We start from the raw sequence: 24,446 nt of genomic DNA on the forward strand, positions 1-24,446 counted from the left end.
GATGACAACTATCTCAATGAAGCTGCTGCCGGGTGTGGCGCTTGAAGAGCCTGAAATGGCGTTTGGCGAACCCTGGCAAGCGGAAGCCTTTGCCACGACTTTGCAGCTGTCGCAGAACGGCGCGTTTACCTGGAGCGAGTGGGTCAACACATTTTCTGGCGTGATTAGTGAACAGCCGCAGCGTAGGGATGAAAGCATCGGGGACGCCTATTACCGACAGTGGCTCACTGCGCTGGAAATCGTGCTGAAGGAAAAAGCGCTATTGGATGAGCAGGATGTGGAGGCACGGCAGGCGCTCTGGCATCTGGCTTACCTGAACACGCCGCATGGACAACCGGTGTTGTTGCAGCGGGTCGCGCACATTGTCGATCCCTGCATGGCTCTGAAAGGGGTGGAGGAGGCTCATCCTCACCACCATCATCATCACCATCATGGCCTGTCGCCGGTGCCGATAGCCGTGGATGCCGGGATTCAATGACGTTCGATGCCGCTATGGACGGCGGCTCAACGGCCGTGTCGTTAACTTTTGATGCAGGTGAAGCAGATGAATATAATCAATCCCCCCGCGGTACCTTATTCCGGTCGCATGAAAGGGCTGTGTTTCGGTATTGTCACGATAAACCTTCTGGCCTGGTGCTGGGCATATTTTGAATTCGGCTCCCAGCCTGCGTTGATGGGGACCGCGTTACTGGCCTATATGTTCGGCTTACGCCATGCCGTGGACGCCGATCATATCGCTGCCATTGATAATGCCACCCGTAAACTGTTGCAGGAGAACCAATCGGCTGAATGCGCTGGCGCTTTCTTCTCCCTTGGGCATGCCTCGGTCGTCATCATCAGCTGCCTGTTTGTCGCCTTAACCGCCAGCGCACTGGATAAGGCGCTGGGCGACGCGAAGGAAATCGGCGGACTGATCAGTACGATGGTGTCAGCAGGATTTATGCTGATCCTGGCGTTCGCCAACCTGGCCATCCTGGTTTCAGTATGGAAAACATTCCGCCAGGCCAAAAAGAGCGGCACCCTCATTTCAGAAGACCTGGATATATTAATGAATAAACGCGGCATTCTGGCCCGGTTATTCCGCCCCTTGTTCCGGTTAGTTTCACGCAGCTGGCACTTATTTCCCATCGGTTTTCTCTTCGGAATTGGTTTTGATACCGCAACCGAGATCGCGTTATTTGGTTTGTCCTCAGCACAAGCGGTTGGCGGTATTTCCTTCTCCAGCATCATGGTAATGCCCGCGCTTTTTACCGCCGGGATGTTATTAGTCGATACGCTGGACGGGATTTTAATGGTAAGAGTCTATCGCTGGGCATTCGTGCGGCCGATCCGAAAACTGTATTACAACCTCTCAATTACCCTGATGTCCGTTGTCGTAGCGTTCTTTATTGGAGGAATCGAAGTGCTTAGTTTGCTGTCGGAAAAAATGTCCTTTACCGGGACTTTCTGGCAAGACATCCAGGCGCTTACGGAACACTTTAATACGCTGGGTTACGTCATCATTGCGCTCTTCCTGCTCTGTTGGGGTATTTCCGCCGTCATTTATCGTCTGCAAGGTTACGACGAGATTGACATAAAATTTGAATAGCTGCCGCGAGGCAGCCCATCAGATAACGGGTAGCTCCGCGTTCTCCCTTATTTAAAGGATGCTCGGTTATGAATTCTCTATCGCAGAGTCTTGGTCACAAGACCATGGGCTCCCTTCGGCCTGAAAAAAGAGGTTTTTTCGCCCTCAACGGCGCTGTGCTGGCCGTAATAGTTTATCTGCTGATGTATTTTCTGTACGGCTGGTCAGAGCCGGACGCATTCAGCGCTTATTCAGTGACTAACCTGATGAATAATGCGGCTCCCCTGGCGCTGGCGGCGGCGGGGCAGACCTTAGTTGTGCTGTCAAAAGGCTTCGACTTATCGCTGGTTGGGGTTATTTCGATAGCCAACGTGCTGACGGCGGTTTTCCCGTTCGAGGGACCGCTCGGCGCCTGTCTGAGTCTGGGGATGTGCATTGGCGTGGGGGCGCTGATTGGGCTGATAAATGGTTATCTGATTGCCTGGCATGGCATTCAGAGCATTGCTGCGACGCTTGGCACCATGATTGTTAGCCAGGGCATCGCACTGTTATTGCTGCCGGTTCCGGGCGGCAGCGTGTCGGAGTTTATCAGCGATACGCTCACCGATTCACTGTGGCAGGTCCTGCCGATTTCAGGCCTGTTTCTGACGGTATTCGCACTCATCTGGCTGGTCATAAAGCGTACGGATACCGGCACGGCTATCTATGCTATCGGTGCGGATGAAACGGCTGCGGCGCTGTCGGGGATACCGGTGCGCTGGACGCGCTGTAAGGCTTTTATTTTGGCGGGATGTTTCTATGGCGCGGCGGGTTTTATGCTCAGCGCGCAAACCTCAACAGGCGATCCAAATTCAGGCCAGCCGTTCCTGCTCCTCTCATTCGCTGCGGTGGCGTTAGGCGGCACCAGTCTCAGTGGCGGGCGCGGTGGAGCCTTTGGCTCAATGGTCGGGGCAGCGGTGCTACTCCTGATGCAAAAAATGTTGTTTGCACTCGGCGTGTCCTCTTTCTATATCGGCTTTTTCCAGGGCGTGCTGCTGATCGTCTCAATTATCTGTAGTCGCCTGCTTAATAAAGGCACTGCCGTGAAAGGATCGTCATCATGAACAAATCCATTCTGACCAACGGTGATATCGCCAGACCGGATCGGCGAAGCGGGAGCCGGCTGGACGCCGATCTGATTGCCCCGGTATTGCTGCTGGTTCTCACGGTAGCGATGATCCTCGCATCAGGGCTGATAAGTCCGGCATTAGGTTCCTGGTCTCAGGTGATGATGATTTTTACCCTCGCTTCCTTTTTGCTGGTGGTGGCATTTGGTCAGGGGTTGGTCATCCTGTCTGGCGGGATGGATCTGTCCGTTGCCTCACTCTTTATGTACGGCGGAGTGATGACGGCCGGAATGATCGGCAGCAGCGGGGAAAACACGCTGTGGATGTTTCCCTTTATTCTGCTGTCCGCCGCAGGGATTGGCGCTGTGAGCGGCATCGGCATTACCTTCCTGCGTATTCCTCCCTTCATCATGACGATGGGGTCCGGCATCATCGTCGGGTCACTGGCTCTGGGGGCAACGTCCGGCAGCACGCTGGGTTCCTCACCGCCGATGCTGTCAACGCTGGTGAAGGGCAGCTGGCTTGGTGTTCCCTGTATTCTGCTGTTTTTTATCGTTTTTAGCCTGATTGCACTGTTAATCCAGGGGCGGACCCTGTTTGGGCGCTATCTGTACGCGCTTGGCGGTAACGCTCGGGCAGCAGGGATTAGCGGCATTCCGGTAAGTAAGATAACGATTGTCGCCTATGCGCTCAGCGGCCTGTGCGCCGCGCTGGGCGGCGCGCTGCTGACCGGCTACTCGGATGGCGCCACGTTAAGGATGGGCGATCCCTATTTGCTGCCGTCCATTGCTGCCGTGGTGGTGGGCGGATCGTCGATTCTTGGCGGAAAGGGGAAATTTATTGGCACGCTGGCTGGAACCTTATTTTTGACTACGGTCGATTCAATGATCGCCGCGACGGGATTAGACCAGGGATGGCGATTGATTGTTTCAGGGCTGATTATCCTGGTGGCGTTGTTATTCCAGTCGGGATCAATTAATTCAATATTAATTCTCTCAAAAAGAGTAGGTGATTTTTCAAAACGCCAGTAACACTTAACATCTAACTTCACTTTATCTGGAGTCATCATGTCTTTATTAAAGCATTTTAAGAAATGCGCGGTTTCGGCCGTCGCAATCATGGCTGCGCTCTGTTTCGCTGCTAATGTCAATGCCGAGGAACAGCCAAAAAAATATAAAATATTTTTAAGCTTAAGCTACAGTGGAAATAACTGGATGAGCGAGACGGCGAATATTATTAAGTCGCTGGCAAAAACGCCGCCCTATGACAAAATGGTGGACCTGACCGAGGTTATTTCCGGTACTGACCCACAGGCTCAAATATCTGCTTATGAAAGTATGATCGCCAGTAAGGCCGATGGGATTATTAGCTTCCCTATTTCGCCTACGGCTTTAAATCGAGTGGTCCGTCGCGGCTGTAGCCAGGGCGTAAAGTTCTTTATGTTTGATTCCACGGTGACGGAAAAATGTGCTTATAACATTAGCTATATTTCGGCTGGCGCCGGAGAAAATATGGCCCAGGAGTTGGTCAATGAATTAGGCGGCAAGGGTAAGATTTTCATGAACCGCGGGGTGCCGGGCACGTCGGTGGATAAACGTCATTACGACGGTGCAATGCATATCTTTAAACAATACCCTGACATCCAGATTGTCTCCGAGTTTTACGGCTACTGGGACGATCGTATCAGCCAGCGTGAAACGGCTAAAGCACTGGTCGCCCATCCTGACGTGAACGGCATTTGGTCCGAGCTGGGCGAGGCGGGAGTGCTGAACGCCGTTGCGGATCGTAAAGGAAAAATGATCCCTATCATGGGCGAGAACATGAACGGCTTCAGATTGGGCTTCTTAAACAGTGATTATCGTCAACGTGGGCTAAGTGGCGTATCGGCGGGTTCTCCTCCGGCGACGGCAGGCTATGCCTTTAAGTTGATGATGGAAGTGCTGACGGGAAAACGTAATCTGCCGCCAACCAACATTGAATATCCCCTTCCCTGGGTGACGGCCGATCAAATGAAGCTGTGTAAAGACGGAAAAATCACCGATGGATGCAACGTCTTCCCGGGCAACATGGTACCAGAGGGCTTCTCTGCGGAAATTTATCATCCTGTTTATCTGCCAGAAATCTCGTTAGATTCGGCGCTGAAAGGCATCCCCACGCCGGGGACGACTATTCAGCCGCTGCCGGAGCAGATTGTTAAAGCCGCTGACGAACCCGGTATCAACTGCGACCGCTGTCAGGCCGCGCCCGATCAGTACAAACTGACCAAAGTCACGCCGACCGTGAAACCGTAATCTTGCCAGAAGAGAGCCCGATGGTCAGCAGTCATCGGGCCACAGGAGTCGCGCTATGCAACACGCCATGTCTAAAGAGATCCAACTTTTAGCCGTAGCCAAATCATACGGTCCTACCGTCGCGTTGGAAAAAGTCACGATGACTTTACAGCCTGGTCAGGTACAAGCCATTTTGGGTGAAAACGGGGCAGGAAAATCGACGCTGGTGAAAATTCTCTCCGGCGTGGTTTCGCCTGATAGCGGTAGCATGACCATGGACGGGGAAATTTATGCTCCCCGCTCGCTCCACCATGCCCGCATGCTTGGCGTCAGCACGGCGTTTCAGGAACTCAGTCTGCTGCCCAATCTAAGCGTGGCGCAGAATTTTTTTCTGCCGCACGCGCTTAAAAATACGCTTGGTATGCCAGCAAAAAAACGCATGCAGCAGCAGACGGAAGCGATTCTCCACAACCACGATGTGTTCGATATAGCGCCTGACATTGCGGTAGAGAACCTTTCGCTTGCCGCACGACAGCGGGTTGAGATCGTGCGGGCGATGCATCTGAATCCCAAATTACTGATTCTGGATGAACCGACCGGCGCTCTGGCGGACGTAGACTGGCTGTTTCGTTTGGTGCATCGCTTGACCGCGCTTGGCTCCTCGGTACTCTACATCTCTCATCGTCTGGCCGAAATCCGTGAAATAGCCAGCCATGCCACGGTACTGCGCAGCGGCAAAAGTATCGATACGGTAAATCTGCAACAGGTGACCAATGACGATATTTTCGCCCTGATGGTGGGGCGGCGAGCCGGTCAGGCCACTCAGGCGCACAGCCGCGAGTTGCCGACCACGCGCAATCAACGACTGGTCACCAATGATTTATGCGGCGTAGCCTTTCAGGACGTTTCTTTTGAACTGCACGACGGTGAAATTCTGGGGGTGGCGGCGCTGGAGGGGCAGGGGCAACGCGAACTCTTTCGCTCTCTGGCCGGACTGATGCCGGCGAGCGCCGGACAAATGGTTCTACAGGGGAAGGTGGTCACCTTGCGTAATCCTCGTGAAGCGCTGAGTGCGCACAGTGGTATCGCATTTGTCCCTGAAGATCGTAAAAGTGAAGGCATTTTCCCTTCACTTTCCACCGCCGCCAATGTAACGCCTTCAGTACTCTCGCGTTTTACCCGGCTTGGTATGGTCAACAGAGAAAAGGAGAGGGTAGCCATTTCCAGCGTGGCGCAGCAGGTGGAATTGAGCCAGCGCTACCTCAACTTCAAAATTGGCGCGCTCTCGGGCGGTAATCAGCAAAAAGCGCTGATAGCGCGGGCATTGTTGTCCGGTGCGAAAACGTTGCTCCTGTACGATCCCACTCGCGGCGTAGATGTGGGCACCAAGGAAATTATCTATCATGCGATTCGTCAGTTTGTCGGGGACGGCGGTTCGGTACTGGTTTATTCCACCGATTTACCTGAATTACAGGCGCTGGTTGACCGCTGCCTGATTATGTATCAGGGACGCATTGTGGATGAGCGTACTGGCGGGAATATGGATGAAAGCGAGATGGTCAGCCTGATGACCGGAAATGCGGCCCGCAGCGAGGTCGTGTCCGCTTAAAAGGGATAATTTCATTGTAAGGATGGTAAGGCCTCATGGTAGATGACGAGGCCTTACCTTGCAGGCTTATTCGCCCAAGGGGGATGTCCGAATTTCTGGCCGTTAAGGCTGATTTTTGAAGAAATGAATCAGCGCTTCAGCGGTTTCGTCAGGCACTTCCTCAGGCAGAAAATGTCCTGCTGGCAACCCCTTTCCCACCACATGATGCGCGCGCTTACGCCATAGTTTTTCAACGTCATACAGTTTTCCTACCAGCCCTTTCGCTCCCCACAGCGCCAGCAAGGGCATGTTAATTTTTTTATCGGCATCAGCGGCATCATGCTCTAAATCGATCGTTGCTGACGCACGGTAGTCTTCACAGGTCGCATGAATACTGACCGGATCCCGGAAAGCCTGAAGGTATTCAGATACGGCTTCCTGAGAATAAACGTCGGTACCGCTTCTTCCCCACGCCGCAAGCTTACTTCTGAGATAAAAGTCAGGGTCGGCGCCGATTAATCTTTCAGGCAATGGCGAAGGCTGTATCAAGAAAAACCAGTGGTAATATCCGGTCGCGAAATCCCGATCCGTACGAGCATACATTTCATCTGTCGGCGCTATGTCCAGTAGCGCCAGCATTTCGACGGCTTCAGGATAATCAAGGGCGGTGCGGAAGGCTACTCTGGCGCCGCGGTCATGGCCTGCCAGTAAAAAACGACTGTAGCCCAGCTCCTGCATCAGGCTGACCTGATCTTCCGCCATCGTTCTTTTTGAATAAGTCAGATGTTTCGCATCGGAGACAGGTTTATCAGAGCGACCATAACCCCTTAAATCGGGAGCGATCACTCTGAATCCCCGATCAACCAGCGACGGAGCCACCTTATGCCAACAGGCAGAGGTTTGTGGGTAGCCATGCAAAAGTAATACGGGTTTCCCTTCCCCTCCGATGCGTACACGCAAGGTGAGTCCGGATCGCAGCGTGATGTTTGTATCCTCAAATCCTTCAAACATAAAATCACCTGAATTGACTGAATAAGGAATTGCATTCTGACATTCGATGAATATATTTGTTAAATTAATATTATATGGCTAAATTAATTTGGAATGGTAATGAATCACGCCGCCGTTTTTGAACTTGAGATCATCAATGCCTTTGTCACCGTTGCTGACTGTTCAAGCTTCACGATTGCAGCCAGACAGCTGAATCTTACTCAGTCCACTATCAGCCAGCAGATCAAACGGCTGGAAGATCGGATCGGGAAAACGCTGTTCAGACGCTCGACGCGATCGGTTGCTCTGACCGAAGACGGAGTGATGCTGCTGGACTATGCCCGCTCCATGCTCCAGCTGGCGCAGGATGCCCATCTACGGTTGCTGACAGACAGCCGTCCCGGCCATTTATCCGTTGCAGCCAGTGATGATCTGGCCTGCCACTGGCTCCCTCCGGTATTACGGCGCTATCATCAGTGCAGTAAAAATGTTCGTCTGGAGATCCATGTCGGCATCACTGATGAGCTGCTGAAAGGCGCGGAGTCTGGGGGCTATGATGTGGTTCTCGCCAAATCTCTGGATGAAAATTCAACCGACAAGATCATTGGCGGTGATCAGTTGATCTGGGCAGGCGATCCCTGGTTAATTTCAGACAGTGATAAGCCCGTGCCCCTGGCATTGTTCCCTGATGGGTGCGTGTACCGCCGCGCTGCGCTTAATACGCTAAACAACGCAGGGCGTAAATGGGAGGTCATTGTGACCAGTCCCAGCCTCAACGCTATCCACACAGCGGTAGAATCAGGCATTGCCATTGCGCCGCTCGCTCAATGCTTTGCGGCTGGCCTGAGGGTAGAGAACAACATCAACCTTCCGGCGCTGCCGTTGGTCTGGTTCATTCTGAATGTTGCGCCTTCCGCCGTTCGCAAACCAGAAGTCATCCGCTTTCTTGATCTCCTTGATAAATCCTGAGCGGTGCGGCGGCCACAATAAGCAGTAAAGACAGCCCATTGTGAACCGCCATGCTCGGCAGCTCAGTCGATGGTAGGAAGGACGAACCGTTCATTGAACGTAAGATTGACCCCCACAAGCGGTCCGCCGGTTTGCTGGAGTCGGCCGCCTTCAGCGAGAGAACCCAGATCGAGACTGTAAAAACCGAACTCCTCAATGAGGTTGCTGACCGCCTTTTTGGCGTCGGCATCATCCCCGGACACAAAAAACGCCGTCTTCCGCTTTGACGCCGAAAAATCTGCAATCCAGGATACTGGAACGGTATTAAATGCCTTAACGACTTTCGCTCCGGGGGCGAGATCGGCAACGATCTCGCTCGACGTCCGGCCGGTTATGTCACCTAGCGCCAAAGGCTCAATGCTGGCAATGCGGTTGGTTGTATCCACGAGGACCCGGCCTCTCCAGTCGCCTACCGAAAACAATGCCGCCTGTACGTGCCACCATTTGACGGCAAGCACCACGAGATCCTGCTCCGCAGCCTCTTTCGCCGTTCCGGCGGTAGCACCAGAGCCCAACTCCGCTACAAGGCCAGCGAGCGACTCAGGCCCACGCGTGTTGCTAAGGACAACCTGGTGACCGACCAACAGGGCGTGTTTGGCGATCGTTTGGGCGACGGGCCCGGCACCGATAAAGCCGATTTTCATGTCAAGTTCCTTACTTATTGAGGACGATCGTTTATGGACTACCGAGGCGGTCCTACGACCGCGCTCAACGTAGAGGCCATGTTGGGTATTTAGCTTGCAAAATGCAAGTGAATGATGAAATTTTACTTGCGACAAGCAAGTTATGTTAAGATCTGGCTATGAAGACGACATGTAAAAAAGACCTTCGGTCCCACTGCGCAGTGAACTACGGCGTGGAGATCTTCGGCGACCGGTGGTCGCTCTTGATCATTCGCGACATTGTTTTTGATGGCAAAAAGACCTATGGCGAGTTCCTGAAATCGGAAGAGGGGATTGCAACCAATGTCCTTGCGTCCCGCCTTGCCTCTCTTGAGGAGCAGGGCATTCTCTCGAAAACGCCCAGCCCCAACGACAGGCGTAAGGATCTCTACAGTCTGACCGATAAGGGCCTGGACCTCATTCCTGTCATGCTTAGCATTATCCTGTGGAGCGCGAAGCATGATTCGCAGTCGTACGTGCGGCACAGTCAGGAATTCGTTGCCCGATTAAGTCAAAGCCCCGTGCAGGTTAGCGAAGAGGTGAAGGCGCTGATCCGCAATGGCGGATGTCTCTTTCCTGAGAGCAGGGAATAATCAGGACTTTCGCTCCTCCGCAACGCTCAAGCTGTTCGTGAAGCGCCTCACAAATCTCTCCAAACAGACGTGTCGCCACCGGTAAAAAGAACCCATTTTTATTCAAAAGGTTGCACGTAACTTTCCGCACTGCACATTTTTTATTCCGTGATCCTGCCCGACAAAACGCAATAAAAACGTTTTTATTAAAAACGTTTTTATGTGAGAGTGACTATAAGTTAATCATTGGTTAACAGGTTGTTGTATTCGGCCGGAACAGCGGCGAAAAAGCCGCCTTTAAAACACTATGGGAGACATCATGAGTGCTGAACAAAGCAAGCAACAGGGGAAATCTGGGGCGCATATCGTCGCTGCTGCCCTGAAACGTCACGGGGTTGAGGTTATTTTCGGGCAAAGCATTCCGGCCGCCCTGTTTCTGGCTACCCCGCAGTACGGAATTCGTCAGATCGGCTATCGCGCTGAAAATGCGGGCAGCTATATGGCCGACGCTTATGCCCGTCTCTCGCATAAGCCCGGCGTGGTTACCGCGCAAAATGGTCCGGCGGCAACACTGTTGGTCGCCGGACTGGCTGAAAGTTTTAAAGCCTCGGTGCCAGTGGTCGCTATCGTTCAGGACGTGCATCGCCAGATGGTCGATAAAAACGCCTTCCAGGAACTTGACCACCTGGAACTCTTTAAGGGCGTCGCAAAATGGACCAAACGCGTCAGCGAAATCGACCGGCTTGAAGATTACGTTGATATGGCCTTTACCGCAGCCACCTCAGGCCGGGCTGGGCCGGCAGTGCTGATTATCCCTATCGATCTGTTTAATGAACAGGCTACCGGGGCGTCAGGTAAGCGCACGGCGTCACTCGGTCACTTTCCGCTGGATCGCAGCGTTGCGGCCCCGGACGCTGTCAATGAGGCGGCAAAACTGCTGGCTACCGCCCGCGCGCCGCTGGTTATCGCTGGCGGTGGCGTTCATCTCTCTGACGCTTCCGCCGCGCTGGCGGATTTACAGGAGCGCGGCAGCCTGGCGGTGGCGACGACGGCGATGGGCAAAGGGAGCGTGGATGAAACGCATCCACTCTCCGTCGGGGTGGTTGGCTACTTCATGGGCGAGCGCGGTCGCACACGTTATCTGCGCGAGCTGGTCACCGAGGCGGATGTCATCCTGATGATCGGCAACCGCACCAATCAGAACGGCACTGACAGCTGGACGCTCTATCCAGAGAACGCCCGCTACATCCATCTGGATATCGACGGTCAGGAAGTGGGGCGTAATTACGACGCGCTGCGACTGGTTGGCGACGCCCGCCTGACGCTGGAGGCGCTCAGCGCGGCCCTGCAAAAACACGACCTCAGCAAGCGTACTCAGCAGCGTGCTGAACTGAGTAAACGCATTGCGGCCGGACACGAGCGCTGGCAGGCGGAAGTCAGTAACACCTTGAATCTGGACGCTTCGCCCCTGCGCCCTGAGCGCCTGATGCGCGATCTCGACAGCGTGCTGACGTCGGAAACCGTCGTCGTAGCGGATGCCAGCTACTCCTCGGTGTGGGTCGCCAACTTCCTGACCTCACGGGCCGTCGGCAGCCGCTTTGTGACGCCGCGCGGTCTGGCAGGGCTTGGCTGGGGCTTCCCCTATGCGCTGGGCGCTAAAGTAGCCTGCCCGGAAGCGCCGGTATTTGCGCTGGTTGGGGACGGAGGATTTGCTCATGTCTGGTCAGAGCTGGAAACCGCGCGCCGTATGGGGATCAACGTGGTGCTGGTGGTGCTTAACAATCAGATCCTCGGTTATGAAAAACATGCGGAAAAAGCGTTGTTCGGCGGCTACACCGACGCCTGCGATTTTGCTGCGGTAGATCATGCCGCCGTGGCGCGAGCCTGCGGGTGTGAAGGGGTTCGTATCGACAAGGCCGCCGATTTCCTGCCGGCGCTGAAAGCCGCTTTTGCCGCCAGCACCACCACGGTGATTGACGTGGTGACCGATGAACGCGCTTACCCGCCGATCACCCTGTTCGAAAACAAAGACGGACTGAATTACTAAATCACCGGGAGAAAATGATGAAAAAAATCCTTAACAACCCGGAAAACTACGCTGATGAAGCGCTGGAAGGCATGTGCCTGGCCTTTCCTCATCTGTACGCGCAGTCGGGCGAAGCGGGTCGGGTAATCACGCGCGCCACGCCAGCTAACAGCAAACCGGGGATCGTTTCCGGTGGAGGCAGCGGGCACCTGCCGACCTTTGCCGGTTACGTCGGCACGGGCTTGCTGGACGCCTGCGCCGTTGGCAACGTGTTCGCCGGGCCTGCGGTCATGGATTGTATGGACGCGATACGCGCGGCCAACACCGGGAAAGGCGTGCTGCTGCTGTTTGGCAATTACGGCGGCGACAAAATGAATTTCGCCATGGCGAGCGAAATGCTGGAAGCGGAAGGGATTGCAACCCGCACCGTGCTGGCCTGTGATGATGTAGGCTCCGCCCGGCGCGACGAGCGCCAGAAACGGCGCGGGGTCGCCGGGCTGATTTACGCCTACAAAATCGCAGGCGCAAAAGCGGAACAGCCGGACGCTACGCTGGATCAGGTAGCGGAGATTGCTCAACGCGCGCTGGATAACACCGTCACTATCGGTGTGGCGCTGCTGCCCTGCACCGTGCCGGAGGCGGGAAAACCCACCTTCACCCTGGCCGATAACGAAATGGAGTTTGGCATGGGTATCCACGGCGAGCCGGGTATTCATCGCGGGCCGTTGCTGGCAGCCGATACGCTTGCCGACGAGATGCTCAACACGCTGCTGCAAGACGGCGATATTCGGGCTGGCGATCGCGTTGCGGTGATGCTGAACTCCCTGGGCGCCACGCCGCTGGAGGAACTGTTTATCCTCTGGCGTCAGGTTCGGGCTGGATTGCTCGGTCATAACATCAGCGTTAGCCCGCCGCAAATCGGACGTTATGCCACGTCAATGGAAATGGCGGGCGCCTCGCTGACCCTGCTGAAACTGGACGATGAACTGGAATCTTTACTGAACGCCCCGGTCGCTTCCCCCTGGTGGAGTAATGCGTCATGAGCCTGAACGCAGAACAACTGTGCGCCGTGCTGCTGCGCTGCTGTAGTCGGGCAAAAGCCGCAGCGGAAGAATTGAACCGGCTCGACGGTCAGCTGGGCGATGGCGATTTAGGTGCCACGCTGGAAAAGTGCGCTCGCCTGACCGAAGCCTCGCTGGCTACCGTGCCGCAGGATATTTCCGCCGTGTTTCAGGCGGCATCAATGGCTTGCGTCCGCGCCTCTGGCTCCAGTTTCGGGACCTTGCTGGGCGTCGCGTTGCTGACTGCGGCAAAGCAGAGCTCATCAGCGAAAACCCTCGAACCCCAGGCGATTCCAGCGATGCTGGAAGCCGTGCTGGCCGCGCTGATGGCGCGGGGCGGCGCCAGCCTCGGCGATAAAACCGTACTCGATGCTATCGATGCCTTAATCCAGGCGCTGAAAACGCAGCCGCCGGAAAGCTGGCCGACCGTAGCGCCGCAGGCGGTGGGCGCGGCGCTGGAAAGCTGGCGTCAGCAACCCAACAAAATAGGACGGGCGCGTATGTTCGCCGAACGCTCGGTTGGTCTGGACGACCCCGGCATGGTGGCTTTCGCCCATTTGGTCGATGCCGCTGTCGGCCGCACCACACATTCACCGGAGGTACTGTGATGACCGGTTCACTGGAAGGATTAAAAGTCCTCGACTTATCGCGCTTTATCGCCGGGCCGCTGTGCGCGATGCAGCTGGCTGATATGGGCGCTGACGTGGTGAAAGTCGAGCGTACAGGTAAGGGTGAGGATACCCGTCAGAACAAACCGCAGCTGAACGATCAAAGCCTCTACTTTCTTTCGTTCAATCGCAACAAGCGTAGCCTTGAGCTCGACTTCCGTTCCGCGGAGGGCCAGGCGCAGCTCCGTCAGCTGATTAGTAAGGCAGATGTGCTGATCGAAAATTTCCGCCCCGGCACGATGGAAAAAATGGGCTGCGGCTGGGAAACGCTTCATCAGCTTAATCCCCGGCTGATTATGGTGCGGATTTCAGGATTTGGTCAGAGCGGTCCGCTATCGCAGCGCCCCTGCTTCGATGCGATCGCGCAGGCGATGAGCGGCATTATGAGCATCTCTGGTCAGCAGGATGGACCGCCGACCATGGCGGGCACGTTTATGGTCGATTACGCCTCGGCGCTGTACGCCACCATTGGCACGCTGGGGGCGCTGAACGTGCGTCATGCCACCGGGCGTGGTCAACTGGTGGAAGCCTCGCTGCTGGAAAGCGCGGTCAGTATGCTGATCTCCGCTATTCCTGAGCAGGCGCAGCTGGGGCGCACCATGAGCCGCGTCGGCAACCTCGATCGCTTTTCTGCGCCGGTTAATAGCTATCAGACTGCCGATCGGCGCTGGGTCTACCTTTCAGCAGGCACTGACGCGCTGTTTTCACGCCTGATCGAGGCGATGGGGCGTCAGGATCTGATGGAGGATGCCCGCTTCAATAATTATCACCAGCGTCTGGCAAACAATAGCGGCATTGACGCGATAGTGGCTGACTGGGTGCGTTCGCTGCCCGCTGATGAAGTGGTGATGCTGATGGACAAAGCGGGCGTCCCTTGCTCGGCGGTCGCCACCATCGACGAAGTATTACAGAACCCGCAGCTGAAGGCGCGCAACCAACTGGTGGATATCGAACATCCCACCGCAGGCACGTATACCACTCACGGCGTGACGGTTTCACTCTCCGATACCCCGGGCTCGATTCGTCGCGCACCGCCGGTGCTGGGCGCGCATACCGATGAAGTATTGGCCGAGTGGGGCATTAAGAAAGGAGAACAGCATGGCTCGCATTAATCCTGAACTGCGTGAACCTACCTATGAAAATGTGGTGGTCGATGAGCTAATCGGTCCGCTGCGGGTCGATGCGGATGAAGCATACCGCCGCCGCGCCTGCTTTGCCCTCGATGATTACGGCCCGGAATATGTCGGCACGCAGGCACCCTGGGTGCCTGCGCCGATGCTGGGACGCGACCTGGTAGCGCTGTTTTGCAGCGTTTACGATCCCAGCCGCACCGTTGGGCTGCATCAGAAGGAAGAGATCTGGTTTATCAATCCGGTGCCGCTTAATGCCCGTCTCAGCTACACCGGCAGGTATACCGATAAATATATGAAGCGTGGCAAAGGCTACACGGTTTTTGATACCGAAGCGCGCGACGCCGACAGCGGCAAGGCGTATGTACGCCAGATCAGCACTGAGATCATGCGTATTCCTGACGATATCCAGCTTGGCACCGGCAACGCCGCGAAAACGCCACTGGCGGGGCATATCGATCCCGTGTGGCCTGAGGATGTCGCGCCGCTAAGACAGGCCCGGCTGGATATGACGCCAGGCACGCCGGTGCAGCCGTTACAGAAACGGCCTGAGCAGGGGCAGATGACGGTGTTCTCGGGCGGCAACACCCAGTGGTACAACATTCACACCGATATCGAAGTGGCGCTAAAAGCCGGATTCCGTGACACCCTGGCGCAGGGAATGATGGAAACCTGCTGGATTGCCGAAATGCTGGCGAGCTTCGCCGGTCCCAGCTGGCACACCTCCGGCTGGATAAAAATGGCCTATATCAGGCCGGTTTACCGTAACGACACCATTACCTGTAAAGCGGTGATCGATGAGATGCAGCAAGACGTGGTGAAGTTTCATGTCTGGGCGGAGAACCAGCATGGGGAACGCACCGCGGTCGGTTGGGCAAGCTGCAGAATACAACTTTAATACGCACCTCTTTTTAACTCAGGCCTGCTTCCGGCTGTAACAGGTCTTTTTACCTCACTACAAAACCACGCACCCAGGGGCGAGCGGGCTTTCGCTCACCCCAAAGGTACCCTACAAGCCAACTGCCAGGGGAAATACAATGAACAGCATGACTCATCAGCCGACCAGTGACAGCGTCGATAAGAAACAGCTGAGCCGGGTGGCCTTCGCCAGCCTGATAGGAACATTTATCGAGTTTTATGATTACTTTATCTATGGCGCGGCGGCGGCGCTGGTCTTTCCGCATTTGTTCTTTACCGAACTGTCGCCAACCGTAGCCACCATTGTCTCTTTTGCCACTCTCGGCGTCGCCTTCGTCACACGCCCAATCGGCGCGGTGATTTTCGGCCATTATGGCGACACGGTCGGCCGAAAAAGGATGCTGATCGCCTCCGTCAGTATTATGGGGATCGCCACTGTGGTTATCGGCCTGCTGCCAACTTATGAAACCATCGGCCTCGCCGCGCCTGTTTTGCTGATCATCATTCGTCTGATCCAGGGACTGGCGGTGGGCGGAGAGTGGGGCGGCGCCACCACCATGATGATTGAGTATGCGCCGAAGCAGAAGCGAGGTTTCTACGGCACCTTTGTGCAACTGGGTAACGTGCTGGGCGTGCTTTGCGCCACCGGTTCCTTTGCGCTTGCCTCTATGTTGCCGAAAGAGGTCTTCCTTGACTGGGGCTGGCGTGCGCCTTTCCTTGCCAGCATTATCCTGATGGCGATCGGTATCATTATTCGTATGAAGATCGAAGAGCCGCCGATGTTCAAAAAGATGCTACAGGAGCGCGAAAGCACCAGCCTGCCGATTGTTCAGGTATTTAAAAAGTTTTCCCGCCAGATTTTCCTTGCTGCTGGCCTGCGCATCAGCGAAAGCGTGGTGGGTTACCTGATCATCAGCTATGTGTTGCAGTACACCACGTCGAAATTCAATATGCCGAGCAGCACCATTCTGACCGGCGTGATGGTGGCAGCCGCTACCGGGTTAATCGCCTTTCCGCTCTGGGGCATTTTGTCTGACAAAATCGGCCGCCGTGCGGTCTTCCTGATCGGCTCTTTTGGTTCCTGCCTGCTGGCTTATCCGTTTTACTGGCTGGTGGACAGCGGCACCGTCTGGGGCGCTTATCTGGCGCTGATCCTTGGCTACAGCTTTGTTATCGGCTCTATGTACAGCATCGAACCCTGCTACCTCTCGGAGATGTTCTCAACCGAGGTGCGTTACACCGGCGTTTCGGTGGGGTCGCAGCTGGCTGGCGTGTTTGGCGGCTTTACGCCGATGGTCGCCACCGCGCTGGTCGCCTGGGCAGGCGGTGGTTTCTGGCCAATTGCCTGGATGATCATTATTTCTGGCGTGGTCACCGGTTTCTGCGCGCTGGGCACCGGCGAAACTATGCATCGCGATCTGCATGACGAGAAGGATTTCGAAGCAGCGGGCAAAGCCCGCAACGACAGCCTACTGATAAAAAGTCGTTAATACAGCGCCAGAGGGGCTGCACGCCCCTCTGGCCTGACGCCTGGCCCGCCGCAGTAAAAACGTTTTTTTTCCTTTTGACGCTTATGTAATAATCGTCTCACTCTTTTATGCCTTTACGAAAGTCAGGATGTTGCCTAATGACCAGAAAGCCCCCGCAAAGCAAAGCCCATACTGGCAGTGGCAAAGTGTCTATCTTTGACGTGGCGCGTGAGGCGGGCGTGGCGGTTTCAACGGTCTCCAATGCGCTGAGTGGCAAAACCATCGTCAAAGAATCCACTCGCCAGCGGGTGCAGGCTACGGCCGACAGGCTTGGCTATCGGGTTTCGGTGGTGGCTCGCTCCCTGCGTATGCAGCGCACGTTTACCCTGGGGGTGCTGCTGGCGGATATCGCCAACCCCTCTTCACCTGATTTCCTGCGCGGTATTGAAGATGTTGCCGATCGCGAGCAGTGCAGCCTGCTGGTCTGCAATACCGATGGTCAACTGGATAAGCAGCTGGCGCAGATGCGGGTCCTGCTGGATCGCCGCGTTGACGGTCTGGTGCTGCTCTCCCAGTATTGCGAACAGCCGGAGGTGCGGGCTTTACTGGAAAATGGCAACACGCCTTACGCGATGATCCAGCGTCGCTCGCTGAAGCACAACGATAATTACGTGGGCGCCAATAATGAGGAAGGAATTGGCGCAGCGGTGAAACACCTGGTTGGGCTGGGACACCAGCATATTGCTTTAATCCGCGGGCCGCGGGACTCGTCCACTGCTGATGAGCGCTATGAGGCATATATGACTACGCTGCGTGCCTGTCAGCTGCCGCTTAACCCGGAATATGTGGCGCAGGGGGATTATCATGTCAGCGGCGGTTATAGCGCAGCGAAGCAGCTGTTTGCTCTGGAGCCGCGCCCGACGGCTATTCTGGCGGCCAACGATATGAGCGCCATCGGCGTGATGAACGCCGCGCACGAGCAGGGGTTACGCATTCCCCAGGATCTGTCGCTGATTGGGCTGGATGACATTGAAATGGCCTCCTTTTCACCGATCAATCTCACCACTATTGCCCTGCCGCGTCGCGAAATGGGCGCGGCGGCCACTTCGCTGGTGATGAAAATTATCCGCCAGAAAAGCCTGCCTAAGCCGAAACAGAAAATCTTTCCGATGAAGTTGATTATTCGGGGGTCGACCGGCCGCGTGATAAAGGCGTGATCTGTGTCAGAAATCGCTGCCTGCCTCTGTGGAATGCGCCGGGCGCAGCGCCTGCTGCGCCCCTCCATTCAGGACGCTTTTAGCTGATAAAGCGTGCCAAAGGGATCAATCTTCTCACGAATCAACTGTATTTCATGCGCGCCAGGCTCAGCGGTCTGTGGCGGCGCGCCCTCAATCACCGGCTCAAAACTCATGGCGTCGAGCACGCTTCCCAGCGTCTCACCCGGATGGATTGAGCGCAGGCGCATTTGCTTCGATTGCGGATGGAAGTCGAAAATCGCTTTATCGGTGACGCACAACGCCGGTCCTGGTCCCGGCAGCCCAAGTTTCGCACGGCTGTCGCCGCCGTCGAGATAGCCCACGCTGGTGATAAAATCTACTTTCGGCACGAAGGCGCGCGGCGTGAGATCGGTGACAATAATAGGGCGTTTAATAAAGGCCATATGTTCGGTTTGCGCCAGGCAACCCACCAGACGGGTTTTCGGCGGCTGGCTGCCGCCAATTTCGGTGATGTTCAGGTTGCCGTATCGATCGACCTGCGGGGCGGACTCGAATGAGACATCAAAACGACCGCGCGTCACCATATCGATCTTATAGCCGACATCCTGGGGCGACGCCGCCGCAGGCCAGCGAGTATAGGCATCCTGTAGCAGCGCTTCGGGGATGCTGTCTAACGCTGGCGTCAGCAGATTGCCCCAGTAAATTGAAAAGCCGGGCGCATGGAGCAACTGCGCCAGACGGGCCGCGGCGATAGGTATGCCTACGGCGAGAGTAAAAGCGCGGGCGGCAGTGCCCAGGCCGACAAAACCCAGCTCATCATCCTGCAATTCATGAGCGATAGCGCAGATCATCAGCTCTTCGGTGGTGTAGTTTTTCTGCGTCATGATTAAAACTCCCGCTCAACGTCAAAGGCTTTCAGGGCGCTAAGCGACCCGACTTTTTCCACGTACTGGCTGCGTTCCGGGCAGCTGAAAACATACTCTTCCAGCCAGCTGGCGGCTCCTCCTGGCGTGACCGACGCCGCCAGCCAGTGTTTTAGAGCGGCTTCATCCTCATCGTAAAACCCGTCGGTAGCGGTGGGGTGCGCGCCATACGGCACCTCAATCAGGGCTTCCACCAGCGTGTGCGGGATATAGGTAAGAGCCGGTCGCTGGCGTACCTGCTGGTGCGGAATAATCTTTTCCACGGTGACGATCAGCCGTTTTGACGCCGACGCCATCATCTGATCGATATCATCGCTATCGCGGACTACCGGCCACTGCACATTGCCATATTCATCGGCTGCGTAACCGTGGAGCAGGGTAAAATCGGTATCGGCCGCCTTCAGCGCCAGCAGCGGTTGACCGCTGAACGGACAGCTCAGCGGTTTAATCTCTTCGGGACTTTTACCTGCCATACCGGTGCCGAGCAGCGCTTTGGACGGCAGAAACGGCAGCCCCATAGCGGCGGCACGAAAACGGGCGACGAAAGCGGACTCTGAATAATCATGGGTGTCGATTTGCCCGCTTTGTACCGCGCGGCGGAAGTTTGGCGCCAGGCCATGGCGGAAGAAACCGGCATAAATCCCTTCCCAGCGCCGGATTGCCCCGCTGGCCGCCAGCATATCGGTCGCCAGGGTCGTGGCCCAGGTCAGCAGGGTGAGGTCGTGCTTACCCTGGCGAACCAGCTCATGGACCAGCGACATCGGCTGGCGGCGCAGCAGCGAACCGCCCAGCGCGATACTGGCGCCATCGGGAATGCGCGCCACGGCCGCACTGAGCGTGGTGATTTTACTTTTCATCGTTATGCCTCATTGTAATGGGGGATCAGAGCGCCATGCGGGTTCACCACCTGGCGCAGCAGAGAAAGTTCCCCGGCGGTGGGCCAGGGCGTGGTCGGCACATCGGTGGTTTGTATGCTGAAACCGGTGCTGGCGCGCACCTCCTCTGGCGATACGCCGGGATGAATGCTGTGCAGACGAGCCCGACCGAGCTGGCGATCAAAATCAAATATCGCCTTAGGGGTGACAATCCACTGCGGGCCGCCATGGCGCAGGCCGAGCGCCTCTCGTCCTGACTGGCCGCCGGGCCAGCCGACGCCGGAAACATAGTCGACCTTTTCGACAAAGGTGCGTGCCTGATGGCTGGGCATCATCAGGTATTCGCGACCAAAACAGGTCATATGCTCGGGCAACAGAATGGAACCCACCAGACGCACGCGCGGCTGCTGGCTATCGCCAATGCAGGTACTGTTGATATTGCCCTCAGCGTCTACCTGCGCGCCGGAACCAAAACCAAAATCGACATCTCCGCGCCGTACCGCATAGTGGCCGGGGTAGGCCTGCATCTGCGCCTCGCAGGGGAGATTTTGTAAGGCGTTATCAAATTCCGCCGAGGGCAATGCCCGGAGCTGGCTGAGATCGGGATTGATGCACCACCCCGCCAGCAGAATGGTCAGGTCGGGGGCATGGGTCTGCTGGGCAAACGCCATCGCCGCCAGCGGAATGCCGGTGATATAAAGCGCGGCGGCGCTGCCGGTGGCGAGACCCGTAAAGCCAACCTCGCCATTGCGCATCTGTTTCGCCAGCAGAATGGCGATCAGCTCTTCCTGGGTACAGGCGGGACGCTTCATTGTGGGATCTCCATATTGCGCAGAGCCAGAAGGCGAGCGCTTCCAAGCTGGTCGAGATACGCCTGATGATCGGCGAGGCCGTTAACGTGTTGGTGCAGCCATTGCGCAAAACTCTGCGGCGTGGCGCTGGCGCTGACATAATCCAAAAATGCACGCTCGTCGCAGTCGTAGATCCCCGGCACGGACGTGGGATGCGCGCCAAAAGGCACCTCAACAATATGCGTGGTGCGGAAAGCCGGGATCTCCACCAGATGCGGCTGGCGGCTGAGCTGCTGCGGGCTGACAATTTTCTCTACGCTGACAATGACCCTGTCGCAGCTACGCGTCAGGGTAATATCGGCGCTCTGCGGCAGCATTTTGCGGTTGTGAAAGGCGACGTTGCCGTATTCGTCGCCCAGCGGCGCGTGCACCAACACCACATCGGGGCTGGCGGGCGGTACGGCCCACATTTTACTGGCGGAAACCGGGCAGACGAACGGGACGATTTCCGGGTTGCTGGCCGCCACTCCGCTGCCGCCGAGAAAGGTACAGGGCCAGAAGGGCAGGCCTTCTTGTGAAGCACGAAAGCGATCCCAGGCGATCAGCTCCGGGTAATCCACCGTTTTCAGGGTGCCGCCTTCGGCGGCGCGGCGGAAATTACGCGCCAGGCCAAAGCGTTCCAGCCCCACGTAAGATGTCTCGATACTGCGCAGCACGCCGCCACCAATCAGCAGGTCGGCCTCAATACCGTTGACGATACCGACCAGCGTTAGCTGCTTCTTGTGCTGACGAACCAGCTCGGCCGCCAGGGCCATAGGCCGTTGATAGATAGCAAAGCCGCCCAGCGCAATGCGTTCGCCATCGCTGACGGTGCCGATCGCTTCCCTGAGGCTGGTTAATTTCACCGTTCTTTTCATTTTACCTTCTGATAATAAACAGTATTATTGTGGTAACGATCCCACATTTAGGGCAAAAGAAGCGCTGGGGTAGCCAGCGCAAAGCAGAGCATCATTATCGTGCCTGCTTTTTAAACTAACGAACTTTCAGGCGGCTGAATGTGAGATCGATCCCAGTTCAATTTTTCAGCGCAATCCGGTATGATCGTAGAGTCTGTAAACGAGGGACTGGCATGAAGAAGAGAGTGACGCAATCCGCTGGCAGCCGCGCAACGCTGGCGGATATTGCTCGTGAATCGGGCATGTCCCGCTCCACCGTCAGCCGTGCGCTGGCTGGAAAGGGCTATGTCAGCCCGGAAAACAAACGACTTATTCTCGATACCGCTGAGAAACTGGGCTACCGCGTTTCGACTATCGCCCGCGCGCTGCGCACTCAACAGTCCATGACCCTTGGCGTGCTGGTGGCGGATATCACCAACCCGCTGTTTCCGGCTATCGTGAAGGGGATCGATGAAATCGTCAGCGCGGCTGGCTATACGCTGTTCCTGTGCAATACCGATGAGAACAGCCAGCGCCAGCAGACGCTGATTGGCTCACTACTGGATCGCCATATAGATGGATTGATTCTGGTGTCGCAAACCCTGAGCGAAGCTTCGCGCAAGCTGCTGAAAAATGGGCCGCCCTGCGTTTTTGTTAATCGTATGCCGGCAACACTGAAGGGCGATTACATCGGCCCGGATAACGTCCAGGCGATTAACCTGCTGCTGGCGCATCTGCATGGTCTGGGGCATCGCCGCATCGCCTGTATTACCGGCCCGGCGCAATCCTCCACCGCGCGGGAGCGTAAGGAGGCCTGGCTGGCTGGTATGCAGCGTCTGAATTTTCCTGTCCATCCCGGTTATTTGATCGAAGGGGACTATCAGGGCAGCAGCGGCAAAAAGGTGGTAGCACAGCTATTGCAGTGCCAGCCGCAGCCCACCGCCGTACTGGCGGCGAATGATATTGTGGCGCTTGAAGTGATTAACGGCCTGATCGAGCAGGGGATGTCGGTGCCGGATGATATTTCGGTATGTGGTTTTGATGATGCTTTCGGCGGGTATTTTAGCGCCCTGGCGCGATTGCAGGAGAAAGGTCTCACTACCGTCGACCAACCTAAGCGTGAGCTTGGTCAGGCGGCAGCGAGAGCGTTGTTAACCCGTATCAATAATCCGCAGGTCGCGGTCAGCCGGACGATCCTGCCCGTCACGTTGCAGGTCAGGGATACCAGCGGTAAAGTCTGATGCTGGCAAAGTCGAGACAGGCGGGTGAGGGTTGGTCTGGTCTGATTACCTGACCCTATTGTTCATTACGATAAGGGTCGCGCACTGCGGTAACGGCCACCGCACCGATCAGCAGCACCAGCGACACCGCCAGCAGCGCCCACATAAAACCGCCGGTCATCTGGCGAACGTAGCCAATCAGCGATGGACCAAAAAAGCCGCCAAGATTGCCCACCGACACGATGGTAGCCAGACCGCCAGCCGCTGCATTTCCGGTAAAAATCCCCGTCGGCAGGGCCCAGAACGAAGCCTGAAACGCCAGAATACCGCTGACGGTGAGGCAGAGTGCCAGCATTTTCACCACCGGCACGCTGACCAGCGCGCTGCAAGCCAGCGCCACTGCGGCCATCAGCAGCGCACCGCCGATCCAGCGAATACGCTGTGTCGATGCGTTCGCCTGGCGCGCCCAAACCAGCATAATTAAAGCGCCGCACAGATAGGGCAATGCCGTCAGAAAGCCGGTCAGGGTATGGCTGACGCCCAGCTGCTTAATAATCTGCGGCATCCATAAACCCACGCCAATCGAACCGACAATTCCGCAAAAATTAATGAAGGCCAGCAGCCAGAGCAGCGGATTGTACAGCGCGGCTCTCATGCTGGAACCGTGCTTCGCGGCAATCTGTTGCTGTTCAGCGTCCAGTCGGCGCTGTAGCAGGTTCTTCTCTTCACTGTTCAACCATTTAGCTTTCTCAGGACGGTCGTCAAGGTAGAACAGGCAGAGAATGCCGAGCAGCACGGCGGGAAGCCCCTCCAGCATCAGCAGCCACTGCCAGTTGCGAAGGGTTTCGTGGCTTGTCAGCTGCATCAGCGCGCCGGAAACCGGGGAACCAATAATATTGGCCACCGGGATGCCGACCAGGAACGCCGCGGTAATTTTTGCCCGCCAGCTACCAGGGAACCACCAGGTAAAAAAAAGGTAGATCCCCGGCGTAAAGCCAGCTTCCGCCATGCCGAGGCAAAAGCGTGCAATTGCAAAGCTCACCGGGCCGGTGACAAAGGCCGTAGCCATCGAGATAAGCCCCCAGGAGACCATGATGCGCGCAATCCAGACTCGCGCTCCCACCTTCTGCATGACCAGATTGCTGGGGATTTCAAACAGGAAGTAGCCGATGAAGAACATACCGGCGCCAAAGCCAAACTGTTCGGCGGTAATACCGAGATCCGCATTCATCCCCAGCGCGGCGAAGCTGACGTTGGTCCGGTCCAGATAGCTGACGACATAGCAGATAAAGATAAACGGCAGAATCCGACGGAAGGCTTTTGCCGCGGCGTGCTCGCTTCGTTCCATTTCAAGCGGGCTCATCCCCTGCTGGCGCAGGCGCTGCGGCTCGCCGGAGACAGAGTCCGTTGTGGTATGTAGGGCCATTAGTCTCTCCATGGCGCTCTCTGG

Annotated in this window: 23 protein-coding genes; 16 read left to right on the forward strand and 7 right to left on the reverse strand. The window is 56.4% G+C overall.

Annotated elements, in window-relative coordinates; all coding sequences use genetic code 11:
• Position 1 precedes the first annotated feature (1 nt).
• The 6 genes from NG99_RS14515 (at position 2) to NG99_RS14540 (ending at position 6,552) form a co-directional block, all read left to right on the forward strand.
• Positions 2-478: a nitrile hydratase accessory protein gene (locus NG99_RS14515; protein ID WP_052130714.1), complete on the forward strand. Its 477-nt coding sequence runs from the start codon at positions 2-4 to the stop codon at positions 476-478.
• Positions 479-544: 66 nt separating this feature from the next.
• Entirely contained in the window at positions 545-1,588 is a 1,044-nt protein-coding gene (locus tag NG99_RS14520; RefSeq protein ID WP_232298306.1) for a HoxN/HupN/NixA family nickel/cobalt transporter, read from the forward strand.
• A 68-nt stretch (positions 1,589-1,656) separates the two neighbouring features.
• The gene (locus tag NG99_RS14525) at positions 1,657-2,670 is read left to right on the forward strand and encodes an ABC transporter permease (RefSeq protein WP_034894230.1); all 1,014 of its coding nucleotides are present in this window, start codon (positions 1,657-1,659) and stop codon (positions 2,668-2,670) included.
• The gene (locus tag NG99_RS14530; protein WP_034894233.1) at positions 2,667-3,704 is read left to right on the forward strand and encodes an ABC transporter permease; all 1,038 of its coding nucleotides are present in this window, start codon (positions 2,667-2,669) and stop codon (positions 3,702-3,704) included. Before NG99_RS14525 ends, NG99_RS14530 begins: the two co-directional genes overlap by 4 nt.
• An 87-nt stretch (positions 3,705-3,791) precedes the next feature.
• Positions 3,792-4,964 carry a sugar ABC transporter substrate-binding protein gene (locus NG99_RS14535; RefSeq protein WP_269745684.1) on the forward strand — a complete coding sequence of 391 codons (1,173 nt, stop codon included), beginning with the start codon at positions 3,792-3,794 and terminating at the stop codon, positions 4,962-4,964.
• Between the two features lie 55 nt (positions 4,965-5,019).
• Positions 5,020-6,552 carry a sugar ABC transporter ATP-binding protein gene (locus NG99_RS14540; RefSeq protein ID WP_052130716.1) on the forward strand — a complete coding sequence of 511 codons (1,533 nt, stop codon included), beginning with the start codon at positions 5,020-5,022 and terminating at the stop codon, positions 6,550-6,552.
• 102 nt (positions 6,553-6,654) lie between these two features.
• Here NG99_RS14540 and NG99_RS14545 read toward each other — a convergent pair whose 3' ends face one another.
• Positions 6,655-7,542, reverse strand: a complete 888-nt coding sequence (locus NG99_RS14545; RefSeq protein WP_034894239.1) for an alpha/beta fold hydrolase — start codon at positions 7,540-7,542, stop codon at positions 6,655-6,657.
• 99 nt (positions 7,543-7,641) lie between these two features.
• On the opposite strand from NG99_RS14545, the gene NG99_RS14550 reads away from it, so the two are divergent.
• Positions 7,642-8,490, forward strand: a complete 849-nt coding sequence (locus tag NG99_RS14550; RefSeq protein ID WP_052130717.1) for a LysR family transcriptional regulator — start codon at positions 7,642-7,644, stop codon at positions 8,488-8,490.
• A gap of 62 nt (positions 8,491-8,552) precedes the next feature.
• On the opposite strand, the gene NG99_RS14555 is transcribed toward NG99_RS14550, so the two are convergent.
• Entirely contained in the window at positions 8,553-9,173 is a 621-nt protein-coding gene (locus tag NG99_RS14555; protein ID WP_052130718.1) for an NADPH-dependent F420 reductase, read from the reverse strand.
• Between the two features lie 158 nt (positions 9,174-9,331).
• Between NG99_RS14555 and NG99_RS14560 the strand changes: the two genes are divergently transcribed.
• The 8 genes from NG99_RS14560 (at position 9,332) to NG99_RS14595 (ending at position 18,252) form a co-directional block, all read left to right on the forward strand.
• Positions 9,332-9,784 (forward strand): winged helix-turn-helix transcriptional regulator, encoded by a 453-nt coding sequence (locus NG99_RS14560; protein ID WP_034894241.1) that lies wholly within the window; start codon positions 9,332-9,334, stop codon positions 9,782-9,784.
• Between the two features lie 298 nt (positions 9,785-10,082).
• Entirely contained in the window at positions 10,083-11,810 is a 1,728-nt protein-coding gene (locus NG99_RS14565; RefSeq protein WP_034894244.1) for an acetolactate synthase catalytic subunit, read from the forward strand.
• Between the two features lie 14 nt (positions 11,811-11,824).
• Complete coding sequence (locus tag NG99_RS14570) at positions 11,825-12,832, forward strand: dihydroxyacetone kinase subunit DhaK (RefSeq protein WP_232298308.1); 1,008 nt, start codon at positions 11,825-11,827, stop codon at positions 12,830-12,832.
• Positions 12,829-13,458 carry a DAK2 domain-containing protein gene (locus NG99_RS14575; RefSeq protein ID WP_052130719.1) on the forward strand — a complete coding sequence of 210 codons (630 nt, stop codon included), beginning with the start codon at positions 12,829-12,831 and terminating at the stop codon, positions 13,456-13,458. Before NG99_RS14570 ends, NG99_RS14575 begins: the two co-directional genes overlap by 4 nt.
• Positions 13,458-14,630 (forward strand): CaiB/BaiF CoA transferase family protein, encoded by a 1,173-nt coding sequence (locus NG99_RS14580; RefSeq protein WP_034894249.1) that lies wholly within the window; start codon positions 13,458-13,460, stop codon positions 14,628-14,630. The genes NG99_RS14575 and NG99_RS14580 overlap by 1 nt, the downstream gene beginning before the upstream one ends.
• Positions 14,617-15,546 (forward strand): MaoC family dehydratase, encoded by a 930-nt coding sequence (locus NG99_RS14585; RefSeq protein WP_034894253.1) that lies wholly within the window; start codon positions 14,617-14,619, stop codon positions 15,544-15,546. Before NG99_RS14580 ends, NG99_RS14585 begins: the two co-directional genes overlap by 14 nt.
• Before the next feature lie 139 nt (positions 15,547-15,685).
• Complete coding sequence (locus NG99_RS14590) at positions 15,686-17,056, forward strand: MFS transporter (RefSeq protein WP_052130720.1); 1,371 nt, start codon at positions 15,686-15,688, stop codon at positions 17,054-17,056.
• Between the two features lie 137 nt (positions 17,057-17,193).
• Positions 17,194-18,252 carry a LacI family DNA-binding transcriptional regulator gene (locus tag NG99_RS14595; protein ID WP_034894255.1) on the forward strand — a complete coding sequence of 353 codons (1,059 nt, stop codon included), beginning with the start codon at positions 17,194-17,196 and terminating at the stop codon, positions 18,250-18,252.
• A gap of 68 nt (positions 18,253-18,320) precedes the next feature.
• Here the strand turns inward: NG99_RS14595 and NG99_RS14600 are convergent, their stop codons facing one another.
• From NG99_RS14600 to NG99_RS14615, 4 genes are read right to left on the reverse strand one after another with little or no spacing between them, the layout of a single operon-like run.
• The gene (locus NG99_RS14600; protein WP_034894258.1) at positions 18,321-19,136 is read right to left on the reverse strand and encodes a hypothetical protein; all 816 of its coding nucleotides are present in this window, start codon (positions 19,134-19,136) and stop codon (positions 18,321-18,323) included.
• A gap of 2 nt (positions 19,137-19,138) precedes the next feature.
• Positions 19,139-20,032: a CoA transferase subunit A gene (locus NG99_RS14605; protein WP_034894261.1), complete on the reverse strand. Its 894-nt coding sequence runs from the start codon at positions 20,030-20,032 to the stop codon at positions 19,139-19,141.
• A gap of 2 nt (positions 20,033-20,034) precedes the next feature.
• On the reverse strand, positions 20,035-20,862 hold the full coding sequence (locus tag NG99_RS14610; RefSeq protein ID WP_052130721.1) for a CoA-transferase: 828 nt from the start codon (positions 20,860-20,862) through the stop codon (positions 20,035-20,037).
• Complete coding sequence (locus NG99_RS14615) at positions 20,859-21,758, reverse strand: CoA transferase subunit A (RefSeq protein WP_052130722.1); 900 nt, start codon at positions 21,756-21,758, stop codon at positions 20,859-20,861. The genes NG99_RS14610 and NG99_RS14615 overlap by 4 nt, the downstream gene beginning before the upstream one ends.
• A 212-nt stretch (positions 21,759-21,970) precedes the next feature.
• Here NG99_RS14615 and NG99_RS14620 point away from each other — a divergent pair, with 212 nt between their 5' ends.
• Positions 21,971-23,017 carry a LacI family DNA-binding transcriptional regulator gene (locus NG99_RS14620; RefSeq protein ID WP_034894264.1) on the forward strand — a complete coding sequence of 349 codons (1,047 nt, stop codon included), beginning with the start codon at positions 21,971-21,973 and terminating at the stop codon, positions 23,015-23,017.
• A gap of 55 nt (positions 23,018-23,072) precedes the next feature.
• Here the strand turns inward: NG99_RS14620 and NG99_RS14625 are convergent, their stop codons facing one another.
• A complete protein-coding gene (locus NG99_RS14625) occupies positions 23,073-24,422 on the reverse strand; it encodes an MFS transporter (protein WP_034894267.1) in 1,350 nt (449 codons plus the stop codon).
• Positions 24,423-24,446: the final 24 nt, after the last annotated feature.

Source organism: Erwinia typographi, from assembly GCF_000773975.1.
GTDB classification, from domain to species: Bacteria; Pseudomonadota; Gammaproteobacteria; order Enterobacterales; family Enterobacteriaceae; genus Erwinia; species Erwinia typographi.

What these genes read in the sequence shown, in the direction of transcription:
- NG99_RS14515 (WP_052130714.1), top strand. Translation starts at nt 2, where the DNA reads ATGACAACTATCTCAATGAAGCTGCTGCCGGGTGTGGCGCTTGAAGAG.
- NG99_RS14520 (WP_232298306.1), top strand. Translation starts at nt 545, where the DNA reads ATGAATATAATCAATCCCCCCGCGGTACCTTATTCCGGTCGCATGAAA.
- NG99_RS14525 (WP_034894230.1), top strand. Translation starts at nt 1,657, where the DNA reads ATGAATTCTCTATCGCAGAGTCTTGGTCACAAGACCATGGGCTCCCTT.
- NG99_RS14530 (WP_034894233.1), top strand. Translation starts at nt 2,667, where the DNA reads ATGAACAAATCCATTCTGACCAACGGTGATATCGCCAGACCGGATCGG.
- NG99_RS14535 (WP_269745684.1), top strand. Translation starts at nt 3,792, where the DNA reads ATGGCTGCGCTCTGTTTCGCTGCTAATGTCAATGCCGAGGAACAGCCA.
- NG99_RS14540 (WP_052130716.1), top strand. Translation starts at nt 5,020, where the DNA reads ATGCAACACGCCATGTCTAAAGAGATCCAACTTTTAGCCGTAGCCAAA.
- NG99_RS14545 (WP_034894239.1), bottom strand. Translation starts at nt 7,542, where the DNA reads ATGTTTGAAGGATTTGAGGATACAAACATCACGCTGCGATCCGGACTC.
- NG99_RS14550 (WP_052130717.1), top strand. Translation starts at nt 7,642, where the DNA reads ATGAATCACGCCGCCGTTTTTGAACTTGAGATCATCAATGCCTTTGTC.
- NG99_RS14555 (WP_052130718.1), bottom strand. Translation starts at nt 9,173, where the DNA reads ATGAAAATCGGCTTTATCGGTGCCGGGCCCGTCGCCCAAACGATCGCC.
- NG99_RS14560 (WP_034894241.1), top strand. Translation starts at nt 9,332, where the DNA reads ATGAAGACGACATGTAAAAAAGACCTTCGGTCCCACTGCGCAGTGAAC.
- NG99_RS14565 (WP_034894244.1), top strand. Translation starts at nt 10,083, where the DNA reads ATGAGTGCTGAACAAAGCAAGCAACAGGGGAAATCTGGGGCGCATATC.
- NG99_RS14570 (WP_232298308.1), top strand. Translation starts at nt 11,825, where the DNA reads ATGATGAAAAAAATCCTTAACAACCCGGAAAACTACGCTGATGAAGCG.
- NG99_RS14575 (WP_052130719.1), top strand. Translation starts at nt 12,829, where the DNA reads ATGAGCCTGAACGCAGAACAACTGTGCGCCGTGCTGCTGCGCTGCTGT.
- NG99_RS14580 (WP_034894249.1), top strand. Translation starts at nt 13,458, where the DNA reads ATGACCGGTTCACTGGAAGGATTAAAAGTCCTCGACTTATCGCGCTTT.
- NG99_RS14585 (WP_034894253.1), top strand. Translation starts at nt 14,617, where the DNA reads ATGGCTCGCATTAATCCTGAACTGCGTGAACCTACCTATGAAAATGTG.
- NG99_RS14590 (WP_052130720.1), top strand. Translation starts at nt 15,686, where the DNA reads ATGAACAGCATGACTCATCAGCCGACCAGTGACAGCGTCGATAAGAAA.
- NG99_RS14595 (WP_034894255.1), top strand. Translation starts at nt 17,194, where the DNA reads ATGACCAGAAAGCCCCCGCAAAGCAAAGCCCATACTGGCAGTGGCAAA.
- NG99_RS14600 (WP_034894258.1), bottom strand. Translation starts at nt 19,136, where the DNA reads ATGACGCAGAAAAACTACACCACCGAAGAGCTGATGATCTGCGCTATC.
- NG99_RS14605 (WP_034894261.1), bottom strand. Translation starts at nt 20,032, where the DNA reads ATGAAAAGTAAAATCACCACGCTCAGTGCGGCCGTGGCGCGCATTCCC.
- NG99_RS14610 (WP_052130721.1), bottom strand. Translation starts at nt 20,862, where the DNA reads ATGAAGCGTCCCGCCTGTACCCAGGAAGAGCTGATCGCCATTCTGCTG.
- NG99_RS14615 (WP_052130722.1), bottom strand. Translation starts at nt 21,758, where the DNA reads ATGAAAAGAACGGTGAAATTAACCAGCCTCAGGGAAGCGATCGGCACC.
- NG99_RS14620 (WP_034894264.1), top strand. Translation starts at nt 21,971, where the DNA reads ATGAAGAAGAGAGTGACGCAATCCGCTGGCAGCCGCGCAACGCTGGCG.
- NG99_RS14625 (WP_034894267.1), bottom strand. Translation starts at nt 24,422, where the DNA reads ATGGCCCTACATACCACAACGGACTCTGTCTCCGGCGAGCCGCAGCGC.